The sequence below is a fragment of the Mesotoga sp. genome (assembly GCF_035363035.1).
GTDB lineage: Bacteria > Thermotogota > Thermotogae > Petrotogales > Kosmotogaceae > Mesotoga.
This window is the reverse complement of record NZ_DAOSEH010000014.1, coordinates 19,967-31,733: the sequence shown is the minus strand read 5'-3', so window position 1 is coordinate 31,733 and position 11,767 is coordinate 19,967. Positions and strand designations below refer to the sequence as shown.

Genomic DNA, 11,767 nt, shown 5'->3' with positions numbered 1-11,767 from the left:
ACAGGCTGGAGCGGCGACTTGACCGGTTCTACAAACCCCGCAAACATCACGATGAACTCAAACAAGACCGTGATCGCCAGTTTCATGATTAAGCAGTACACAATTACTGCAACGGCCGGCGCGGGAGGAAGTATTAGTCCATCCGGCGATGTGAAAGTAAACCATGGAGCGAATCAGTCATTCACAATTACTCCGAACACCGGTTACAATATAGAAGATGTAAAGATCGACGGCAGTTCGATCGGTGCGGTAACAAACTATACTTTCACCAATGTCACAGGCAACCACACGATAGCGGTCACTTTCAAAATAAAGACATACACTATTTCCGTATCTGCCAACCCGTCAGAAGGTGGAACGGCCTCCGGCGGTGGAACTTTTAGTCATAATCAGCAGGTCAACCTGTCAGCGACACAGAATGCGGGTTATCAATTTTTGAACTGGACAGAAGGAGGATCGGTTGTAAGCACAAAGGCAAATTACTCCTTCCCGGCCACGGGGAATAGAACGCTCGTTGCCAATTTCAATATGATCAAGGGAACTATCGAAATAAGCGATAAAACTATCGATGGCTTCGGCCAGATCGAAGTTTACGCCGAAAACTTCGGATTCAATGTTGGAGCCATAGAATACGTTTTGAGCTATGACCCTGCAAAGCTTTCAATACTAGCCATGGCAAACAATCCGGAGCTCAACTGGACTCTACAAAACCTCTTCAAATCAACCGATGGAATCATTCATTTCGTGGGTGGAGGTCAACCGGTAGATCTCTCCACAAGAAAGAAAATAGCGACGATAACTGTTTCAGAAGTCTCGAGTGGATCTACTACGATCGGTTTCACGAAATACATTTACAACGATGTCGAAGTTGAAACGGCAGTCACCAACGACAGTCAGCCTCCTGAGGAAATAAGAAGTCCCCATATCACGCTGGTTCCAGGAACTATAACGATAAATTAGGCGGGTGATTCGATTGAAAAGACTCATATATTATGTCTTTATTTTGGCAGCCGTGCTGGTTGCACTGACAGGCTGTCCACCAATAAACAAAAAACCGGTTGCTTCAAATGTGAGAATCACCGGCCAGACGGTAAGCGGGCAGAAATTGAAAGGAGAGTACAACTACACAGATCCGGAAAAAGACAGTGAAGGAGCTTCGAAATACAAATGGTACCGTTCAGAAAACGCCATCGGAACAAACCTAACAGCTATTGCCCAGGCTACCTCACGTGAATATCAGCTCACGTTTCAGGATGTCGGCAAATACATTTACTTCGAAGTCACTCCCGTCGATATAAAAGGTAAGACCGGCGATCCTGTAATCAGCCAGGCATCGACGATAGTTGTTGCGGGCCCCTCGTTCGAAATAGTCGATACCACGCTCGTCAACAACAGCCTTGGAAGTATCGTTATAAAGGGAAACAATCTCGGTGAAATCAACGCTTTTGAGGTTGTTCTTGAATTCGATGATAGCTATATGACCTGTCCGGGAATAGTTCAATCTCTGGTCGGAGGCCTGATGATAACCAGACAGCCAGAAGACAACATAATCCACGTGGCGATTGCCGGACTAAAAGACATCGATGTTCAAAACACAGAACTATTGAGAATATTCTTCAATGCTTTGGACAAAACCGGCACAACGGAGATATCTTTTTCTCAGTATCTGAGCGAAGGCGGCGTCAATTTCAAAACAGATGTTATTCCCGCAGTTGAGGGACTGGATCTATCCGACGTCGGGATAATCACCATTCAATGAGGGGGTTTGAAATGAAGAAAACACTGATGATTTCGATGATTCTTTCCATAATTGTGCTGTTTCTGGCCTCTTGCGTTAGCAGTCACTCCTCACACAACGACAGCGCTTTTAAGTTGGTAAGGCAAGCCGGTGGATTTGATCTGTACGTTAGCAGGGGAATCGATGCTCTGGAGATAACTCTTTCTGGAGCCCATATCTATGCTGAAAACATCGTCCCCCTGCAGGATGTTCTGGTGATAACGCGTCAAGATACAAGCGGAACAACGATTGCACTCTCGAAGTTCAGAGATCTCGATTTTGCCGAACCGGTTCTCGCAATTCCATTTGAAAATCCCGGTTCGATCACGGTCTCGAGCTACGATACGGTTATCCTGCCAATTAAAAAAGCTTCGTTCTTAACACAGAACTCAGTTGCTCCCGATCTGATTGGAGATTATAACGGAGACGGCTATATCACACTGTCAGACTTCGCGGCATTCGCCCCGGCATACGGGTTCTCAGCTGGATCAGCCGAATACGACGAAAAGTACGATATCGGTGCATCCGAAAAGCAATACCTGGGTATATGGCAGAAGATATTCTCCTTTTCCGGTCTTCCCGACGGATCAATAACCCTGGCCGACTTCGCGGTCTTCGCCAACAACTACGGCTTCGCCAATCCCTATCTCGGGAAATGGACCTTTACAGGCTCCATCGACTACGAAAGCGGGACTTACGGCAGCGTAAAGGCCGATGGAAACGGTACTCTGACTATCGGTCAGCAAAACTGGCAGATGTCCGGACCGGTAGAGCTCACTGCCAATTCCACGTACACCGACGAAGAGGGGAAGGAAGTGAGCGATACCTTCGAAATAGAAATCGCTTCCGTAGATGTGCAATTTTCATCTACTGAAATGACCGTAACCGGAATTATAGCCAACCCGCTGAACGGTGTTGAATACGACGTTCTGATGAAAGGCAAGCTCAGAGTCGAGGGCAACGCAATTTACGCAGAATCTAACGGTACGGGCGACGGTTATGGCATATTCCTTCTCAATCCCACAAGGAAGATAGGTGAATGGACGGCCCATAAATAGTAACCCTTCAGGAGGTAAAGATGAAAGTAAAGACACTGGCTATTCTGGCTATTCTCTTCATCGCATTGACTCTGGGGGGATGTTTCTGGAAGAAACATTCCGACCCGAAGAACGCCGTTCCCGTTTTCGGGACCTGGAGATTGGAAGGAAAGGTTAAGAGTGGCAACACGACTATCAAGGGAACGGGAACCATGGCGATAACGCACCAGGACGGCAACAATCTGGAAGGCTGGGGAAGCACGATGCCCCCGGGACTGGAGCTGATAAAAGTCGACTTCACCGGTATCGTAACCGACAAGCCGGATAATTTCCTCACCGTCACCATGCAGCTACGGTATCCGCCCGTGGTTGGTGAGATGAGAGATGTTATTTTGAACGGTAAAGTTACAGTCACGGCAACCGGTACTTTCGTCAACGACGGCAAGATCTTCCTTGACAGTCTGGCCAGAGAGATCGGCGAATGGACCGGGACTTTGAAGAAATAGTTGTCCAGGTATTCTATCGGCATGTCTCGATTTCTCAGACAAACTTCATTTTTTGGGGGAATTGTAATGAAAAGACACGTGTTGATCGCGATTTCAGTTGCTGTTGTTTTCCTGCTGACTGCATGTCCTTATGTTCAAAGGCAGAACGATGCATCACTTACAGGGATAAGTATAAGCGGCAATCCTTTGGAGAATTTCAATCCACAGGTCAACGAGTACACCGTTGAGCTGGCTGCCGGGACGGTCCAGGCTCCGATCGTCACGGTCACACCGAGCGTTGAAGGGGTCGTAATAGATATAGATAACGCCGAAACGCTTCCGGGTACGACAACGATAACGGTAACAGCGTTAAACGGTAAAGACAGGTTGTTCTACCACATACACTTCACCGTTCAAAAGAACACCGATTCTTCTCTATCTTCACTCCTGTACAACGGGACGGCAGTTACGGGATTCACACCCGAAAGGTTCGATTATGAAGTGATTCTCCCTCCCGAGGTGTTATTTCCGCCTGTGGTCTCAGGTATCACGAACAATCCGATGGCATCGATTGAGGTTGTACAGGCCGCTACTCTGCCGGGTACAGCCACATTAATAGTTACGGCGGAGGATGGCGAAACCACATCGACATACCGTGTTATATTCATTCCAAGCTACAGGATTGAACTTCTATGCGATCCAGAAGACGGCGGCAATGCGATCGGCGCCGGAGTTTTCGTTCACGGAGATACAGTCAATCTGTCGATCTCAATCAACGAGGGCTACGAATTCGCCGGCTGGACCGAAGATGGAGTACAGGTGAGCGGCGATCCGAACTACTCGTTCGAAGCGAGAGGAAACAGAACACTCGTGGCGAACTTCACCCAGAAGACGTACACACTCACAATAAATGTAACGGGTCAGGGAGCGGTAACCAGAAACCCTGACAAAGCCACATATGCACATGGAGAGATCGTTCAGCTGACCTCCAATCCCTCGGAAGGCTGGAGTTTCACAGGCTGGAGCGGAGACCTGTCTGGTTCAACAAACCCCATCAACATCACGATGAACGCAGACAGAAACGTCACTGCCAGTTTCTCATCCATCCAGTACGCGATAGCTGTATCTGCAAATCCCGAAATCGGAGGGACGGTAACGGGTAACGGCACTTACGACCACGGCGAGACGGTGAACCTCACGGCCCTCGCCAATTCCGGCTATAGTTTCGTGAACTGGACCGAAGACGGAGTACAGGTGAGCGGCGATCCGGACTACTCGTTCGAAGCGATTGGAAACAGAACACTCGTGGCGAACTTTACCCAGAAGACGTACACACTCACAATAAATGTAACGGGTCAGGGAGCGGTAACCAGAAACCCTGACAAAGCCACATATGCACATGGAGAGATCGTTCAGCTGACCTCCAATCCCTCGGAAGGCTGGAGTTTCACAGGCTGGAGCGGAGACCTGTCTGGTTCAACAAACCCCATCAACATCACGATGAACGCAGACAGAAACGTCACTGCCAGTTTCTCATCCATCCAGTACGCGATAGCTGTATCTGCAAATCCCGAAATCGGAGGGACGGTAACGGGTAACGGCACTTACGACCACGGCGAGACGGTGAACCTCACGGCCCTCGCCAATTCCGGCTATAGTTTCGTGAACTGGACCGAAGACGGAGTACAGGTGAGCGGCGATCCGGACTACTCGTTCGAAGCGATTGGAAACAGAACACTCGTGGCGAACTTCACCCAGAAGACGTACAAACTCACAATTAACATAACGGGTCAGGGAACGGTATCCAGGAACCCCGACAAACCCACATATGCACACGGAGAGATCGTTCAGCTGACCGCCAGCCCTGCAACAAACTGGAATTTCAAAGGCTGGAGCGGAGATCTGTCTGGTTCAACGAACCCCGTCAACATCACGATGAACGCGGATAGAAACGTCACTGCCACCTTCTCAACCATCCAGTACACGATAGCGATATCTGCAAATCCCGAAGCCGGAGGGACGGTAACAGGGGGCGGAATTTACAACCACGGCGAGACGGTTAATCTCACGGCCCTCGCCAACCGCGACTACAGATTCGTGAACTGGACCGAAGCGGGGATCCAAGTCAGCACCAACTCAAATTACTCATTCACTGCCAGGAGCGACAGAACACTGGTGGCTAACTTTGAGGAAGAGGTTGAAACTGGAGCCTTCAAAGTCGCCAACTCATGGGGAATCGGGGGATGGGAAAATGTACCAGACGGCTTCCTGTACATCACATACGAAGCCATGAAAAAGAACCGCGTTGTATGCTTCATAACAGATCCGAGAAACGGTTACGAGCCCAGGGCGATTGCCGTGTTCGAAATATCCCATCCTGTCAGGGACGACTGCCGGGTATATGTGGGTGTCGGCGATCCCGCTTCGCCCCTGAGAGAAAAGAGCTTCGATGTTTATGACCCCGATTACCGTGGCGGACCGTTGCCCTTCCCGGAGAACAAAATGGTGCTCGATATAACGGAATTGCTCCCGTTCAACGATGAAACCGTGTACCTGAAAGTCTCCGACTCTTCGAAAACCTCGAGTATGGGCGTTATAGAGTCATTCTCGGTCGAGGTGTACAACAACTACCCGTCTGGAATTCCCACTGACGTTTTCACTTCCACGCAAACACCGAAGAACACTGTGAACGACTCGAGCGTGAATGTGCAGATCCCCAGCGTGACTTATGCTTCGAGTCCGTTCTACGATCTCCAGTACGACGGTGGAGCGGGGATTTCTCCGGAGCTACTGGCAAGAATGAAAGAACAGATGGGTATATACGAAGAGGGAGTGAATTACAACGAGATAATAGATGGCTTCGGCACGGGCCTAAGACCGCCAACGGAAGAAGAATGGGAAGAGATAAGTATCAACTGGCGCGAAGCGAAGGGTTTCATCACTCAAGACGCATTACCGGCCATGATCGACTACTCCAGTTCGATCTATTTCCCGCCGATAGGCAACCAGGGCAGCGAAGGTTCCTGCGTCGCTTTCTCGATCGGTTATTATATATCTACGTTTTACGAGGCTCGAGACAGGGGCTGGAACTTGAGCGGAGCACAATGGGTGGGCGACAGCAAAGGTTCTCCAACGAATTCATACCAGAACAGGATCTTCAGTCCAGATTTCATTTATCACCAGATAAACAACGGCGTTGACGAAGGCGCTCACTATGTCAACGCGATGAAAGTGATCTCAAACATAGGCATAAGCAGCTGGAAGGAAATGCCCTACAGCACGAGCGATCATACTTCCTGGCCTTCAGAACCGGCCTGGCGTGAAGCACCGAGATACAGAAGCCACTCTTCGGTTATGGAGGTCCTCCAGATAGCAAGCGATAAAGATATACTGACTCTGAAATCCTACGTCAATTCCGGCTATCTGATATCTATATCGATAGATGCCAACAAGTATTCCAGCATGACATCGAACGATGTCTGGAACAGCTATAACTACACCAACGTGAGGACGAACCATGCCAATACCATCGTCGGTTACGATGACAGCATGAGCCGTTAACGGCGATTCTTGAAAAAGAGAAGGGAGTAAACCAAGTTTTACTCCCTTCTTTTTGTGGCTTGATTGTCAATTCTAGCTTATAGCTCAGTGTTTCACGAGTCAATCTCTAGGGACATATGTGCGTGTAATAGGCCACCAGGTTTTTGGGTTCGTTCATCTCTATCACAATTATCCTGGAAACGGAGAATCTATCGTGGTTGTTCATATCCCAGTGACTGAACTTGAATTCTTCGACATCTGGAGCGGTTATCTCCACTTTTGAATTCATAGGGTACCAGCCTGCCCCATCGACATCGGCAAGGTTCGGGGGAGAGGTCGATGTTCTCAGGTAATAACTGGCATCGAAGTCGATGTACAGATCCACGGAACTCTCCATTTTTATGTTTCTCGCAAGTTCATCTGAACCGTCCGACCAGCCTTTAAATTCCGTTCTAGCATCTTTTCCGGGGACAAAGGGACTGTAATCGAATTCCTGACTCTGATCCACCGAAAGGAGAACGGTCGTGTTCTTTGTAGTTTCATACACAACCGGTAAAAAATACTCCACCCCGTCGATCACGACAACCGGCGATACGCCGTTGTCGTGAAGGGAAGAAATTCTCAGGAATACCGGCGGTACCAGAGTTTTGAACGTCCATACCGGTCCCTCGACAGTATCTGTTCCGTCGGTAACGGTTATCTTCCAGTAGTAAGTGGTATCGGGCTTGAGTGTACCAACCGAACGAGAGGTTCCGGAAACGCCTTTGGCAAAGAGCGGGGGGGTACTCTTTGTTCCGAAGTAAACATCGAACAAAAGATCGTCGCCGTCTGGATCTGTACAGCTCCAGGACAAAGTCGTATCCGTGGGAACTCCCGTTTCCTGATCTAATGGCTGCGGATTGAAGGGAACTACGGGAGGTCTGTTCGTATTATCCACCGTCAGTAGAAATTCGCCCGTGTCGCTTGCTCCCTTCGTGTCCGTTACCACGATACTGACAGTGTGTTCTCCGGAACTGGCGTAATCGGCCGAATAACTGTATGTACTCCCCGCAACTTGCCCGACGCCGGAAACGAGTTCAAAGCTCAACTCATCGCCGTCTTCGTCATGCGCATAATTGAGAAGATCCAGCGAGAGAGTCTCGCCCTCCGCCATTCGCTGATCGGGGATATCTATCTCCGGCGGATTGTTGTCGTTATACACAGAGATGACGAAGGAAGCGCTATCTGAACCATCGTTACCGTCGCTCACCGTTATAGTAACCGGATGATCGCCAATATCGGCCACCTTCGGACTGTACGTGTATGTGTTGCCGGTCAGGGTACCTACACCGCTGACGATGGAAAAACTCAAAGTGTCACCGTCCGGGTCGCTGGAAAAGTCTAGCAGATCGAGAGTCAACGTTTCGCTGTAAGCCATCGACTGGTTTGCGATATCTATCGAAGGAGCCCTGTTTTTGTTCCTGACTATTACCTCAAAACTTCCCGATACACTGTTACTTCCGTCGGAAATCCTTATCTTTACAGTGTGTTGACCGGCATCGGAAAAGCCGGGAGTGTACGAGTAGTATTCACCCAGAACCGCTCCGACTCCGCTGACAATCTCATAGACCAGCCCGTTTTTTTCGCCGGTCGCCACAACGTACGAAGCGAGCGAAAATTTCAACTCGTCGCCTTCATCGACGTATTTGGCCGGTATAGACTCAAGGTACAGACTGACCGATTTATTGCACGAGCTCACCAGTAAAACCACTAAAGCAACCATCAAAATCGACCACAATATAGGCTTTCTGTTCATTCTTAACCTCCAGAAATAATCACCCTTCAAAGCGAGGAGGGTTTTAAATCTTCAATGACACTCCGGTTTTCTCGAAGCGATATCGAAAATCTCGTTTTGAACACACAGCATCAAATCACTCCGAACGTTTTGAGCGTAATGTTGAGCATTATAATGAAAAACACGGTGAACAGGGCTCCCATGATCAGTTTTATCTTCGCGGCTGCGTTCGTCGATGTCATGTACTCCTGGATCTTCTTCGTCGAAGAACTGAAATACGCGATAAGCGTTATAGCGATTATAGGCACTGTGAAGCCGAGATTGTAGATCACCAGGAAACCGAGCGCATCGGCCGAGACTCCGGCGCTGTTGATAACATAAACTATTGTCGGGAGATAGACCTGTCCGGTACACATGAACTCAACGAAGGATACGAGAACACCCGTTACGAGAGAAGCGATCCAGATGGTTTTCGCCCGGGCGTTTTTGCGTATGATATCGTGGGTCTTTTTCTTCAAACCGGCCGAGAGTTCGAGAACGGCCTTTTTGCCTTTATAGTGCATCCTGTAAAAATCCAGGATAGATAGAACGGCGAGAATGCCGGTGAAGACGGCCATCGCCGGATAAAAAACTAACTGAAAGATCCTGGAGACACTTTCCAGGTACCCTACCGCACCGAGAAGGCCGGTACCCATCGCCAGATAGGCGCCGAAGATGCCTATAGCGAAGAAGAAACCGGCTATGAGTATTTCGTTCCTACCCCTGCCAACGTAATAGAGGTAAGAAACCAGGAATATCAGTACCACGAAAGCGCAGGGATTAATGCCGTCTATAAGGCCCGCGCCGAGAACCACCAATACGCTGAACTGTTCGTACCTGTCTTTCAGTCTCTGACTAACGTCTTCTTCGAGCTCTTCGATCACCTTGAGCTTCGCCTCTCTCTCTTCCTGTGAGTAGTTTTGCATACTCTTCAGGAGCCCGTCGGGGTTCATGTTCGATGGATAAAAGGCGTCTTTGCCTATAAAAATCAGGGGATACAGATCGTATTCGCTCTCGGGGATATCGTACACTCTGGCGTATTTGAGCTTCAACTCCTGGTTCTTCGCCTCGGTGAGCATGAATTTATTCAGCACGACATCGTCGTCGATTTCGTATTTCAAACTGTCGAGCATCATCTCGGCCTCGAAGCACTCCTGACAGGTGGCTACACCGAAGAAATCTATCACCACCGCTCCGTGAGCGATTCCCGCTAATAAAACAAGTGCGAAAAGTAGAACTCTCTTCATCGATTATCGACCAGCCCTCAATTTATATTTTCTTTTCCAAGATTCTCGTCGAAAATGTAGAAGCCCTCCTGCCAGTAGTCGAGAGGACAGATTTCCTCCTCAGAATCGAAAACGTTGCCCGAACCAAGTACAGTTCCCTTGAATTCAGTGCCGCCACAGCCACAGTCAGTGCAGTTCTTCAGATAGAGGTCCAGTCCATGTCTGGCGTTGTTATAGAAAAGATTGTCGGTGATCGTTGCCGTGGAGGTGATGTTGGCCAATACTCCGTTATCGATATTCTCGGTGATCGTGTTGCCAACCAGCGAACCGACTGCCGTTCCGCTGAGCGAAACTCCTACGGTGTTCTTTCTGAAAATGCTGTTTTGAACCAGGTAGTTCAGGCCATTGGAGAAATTGACCCCGGTACCGGTTCTTTCGAATACTGTGTTCTCCACGACGAGCGTCGCTTCACCGTAGGCGTATATGCCCACGAGCCTCGTGCTTAGGTACTCGTCGTTGCCAATCCCCATGAGGCTGGTTATATAGCAATCGGAGACCCTCACTGTCTTTCCATCTCCACTGAAAGAGATACCGAACCTTCCGCCGGCGATGTAGGAATTGACAACCTGGCCTGAAGACCTGGAGAAGTTGATAACCGAACCGCTAGACTGGAAGGAGAGGTTGTCAACCACGATGTTCTCCACGCCCCTGATGAAGAGAACGGGCGACGACTCGTCGGCAGCCTGAATAATGACCTCGTCCTTCGAAGTCCCGATCATCGTGATGCTCTTGTTCACCGTTATGTTTTCCCTGTAAGTTCCAGGGAGGATCTTGACCGTATCACCATCTTTGGCAGCGCTGATAGCTTCCTGAATCGTCGCGTACTGGCCCATCGCTCCTACGGTCAGAACGCCTTCCGCGACATCCGGGGCCTTCGATATAGAGATCTTGAACGTTCCCTCGCCAGTCGCACCTTTAGAATCGGTTGCCTTAATGAGAACAGTGACCGGTTCTTCCTGGTGGCTCCCGGCGGCGTATGTGAAGATTCCCGAACTCACGCTGCCTGCTGCTTCAGCGGGCAACTCGAAAGTGATTTCGTCTCCGTCCGGATCGCTTACAAAGTTTTTAAGATCGATCGTCAGCGATCTGTGTTCCTGAACCGACTGATCGGGGATCGCGACCACCGGGGCGTTGTTGGTCGCCTTCACGTTCACCACGAAAGATACCTTGCTGGAGTTGGCGTTCTTGTCTTTTGCATTTACGACAAGCTCGTTGAGTCCGGAATCGATGTACCTGGCCTGAATGAAAAGGAGCCTCTCTTCTATCCAGGCGAAGCCCTCTTTGTACTTTCCGGAGAGTTCGTACTCAACCTCGGAACCTTCCGGGTCGACTATCAGAACATGAAGCGGGAGATTCAGAGACTCGCCCTCTATCATGTTGAGATCGGGAATGCTACCCTCGGGCGGGAAATCCTTGGAGTTGACGGTCACCTTGAACTTTGAACTCACAGGTTCGCCACCCTTCGTAAAGGCGGCTATCTCAACCGTCTGTGCGCCGGTCAGCGATCGGTCGGCAGACAGCTCGTATTTGCTTCCCACGACACGGCCCACACCGGAAATCAAAGAGAAATAGACCGTCGAATCACCAGCGAATTTGGCGAAGTTTTTGAGATCGATGGAAAGAAGATCGCCTTGAACGACTCTCTGCTCGGGAACTGAGAATTCGATCTTCGAACCGCAGCCCGATAACAATACAAGAAGAGCTAGAACGATGATTGTTGAAGAAGCAATCTTTCGCATGGGTCCACCTCACAGGAGTAAAGAAAGTTAATCACGATAAATTATATCACCAACAGCCCTTCATGGCAACAAAAAACCCGCGGCTCAGGC

8 protein-coding genes are annotated in these 11,767 nt (G+C 49.5%); 5 read left to right on the top strand and 3 right to left on the bottom strand.

All coding sequences use genetic code 11. The features are described 5' to 3' along the window. The 5 genes from PKX57_RS04145 to PKX57_RS04125 all read left to right on the top strand — a co-directional run. Window positions 1-960: InlB B-repeat-containing protein (locus tag PKX57_RS04145; RefSeq protein WP_472416118.1), on the top strand; the 960-nt coding region annotated here is incomplete at its 5' end. Window positions 961-973: 13 nt separating this feature from the next. Next, on the top strand, window positions 974-1,759 hold the full coding sequence (locus PKX57_RS04140; RefSeq protein WP_472416116.1) for a hypothetical protein: 786 nt from the start codon (window positions 974-976) through the stop codon (window positions 1,757-1,759). 11 nt (window positions 1,760-1,770) lie between these two features. Next, complete coding sequence (locus PKX57_RS04135; RefSeq protein WP_213920167.1) at window positions 1,771-2,835, top strand: hypothetical protein; 1,065 nt, start codon at window positions 1,771-1,773, stop codon at window positions 2,833-2,835. Between the two features lie 20 nt (window positions 2,836-2,855). Beyond that, window positions 2,856-3,320, top strand: a complete 465-nt coding sequence (locus tag PKX57_RS04130; protein ID WP_472416114.1) for a hypothetical protein — start codon at window positions 2,856-2,858, stop codon at window positions 3,318-3,320. Between the two features lie 66 nt (window positions 3,321-3,386). After that, entirely contained in the window at window positions 3,387-6,860 is a 3,474-nt protein-coding gene (locus tag PKX57_RS04125; RefSeq protein WP_472416112.1) for an InlB B-repeat-containing protein, read from the top strand. A 106-nt stretch (window positions 6,861-6,966) separates the two neighbouring features. On the opposite strand, the gene PKX57_RS04120 is transcribed toward PKX57_RS04125, so the two are convergent. The 3 genes from PKX57_RS04120 to PKX57_RS04110 form a co-directional block, all read right to left on the bottom strand. Beyond that, window positions 6,967-8,634, bottom strand: coding sequence for an Ig-like domain-containing protein (locus PKX57_RS04120; RefSeq protein WP_472416110.1), 1,668 nt, complete (start codon window positions 8,632-8,634; stop codon window positions 6,967-6,969). 110 nt (window positions 8,635-8,744) lie between these two features. Then, window positions 8,745-9,899 carry a cytochrome c biogenesis CcdA family protein gene (locus PKX57_RS04115; RefSeq protein ID WP_472416109.1) on the bottom strand — a complete coding sequence of 385 codons (1,155 nt, stop codon included), beginning with the start codon at window positions 9,897-9,899 and terminating at the stop codon, window positions 8,745-8,747. Between the two features lie 17 nt (window positions 9,900-9,916). Beyond that, window positions 9,917-11,677: a right-handed parallel beta-helix repeat-containing protein gene (locus PKX57_RS04110; RefSeq protein ID WP_213920172.1), complete on the bottom strand. Its 1,761-nt coding sequence runs from the start codon at window positions 11,675-11,677 to the stop codon at window positions 9,917-9,919. Window positions 11,678-11,767 lie beyond the last annotated feature (90 nt).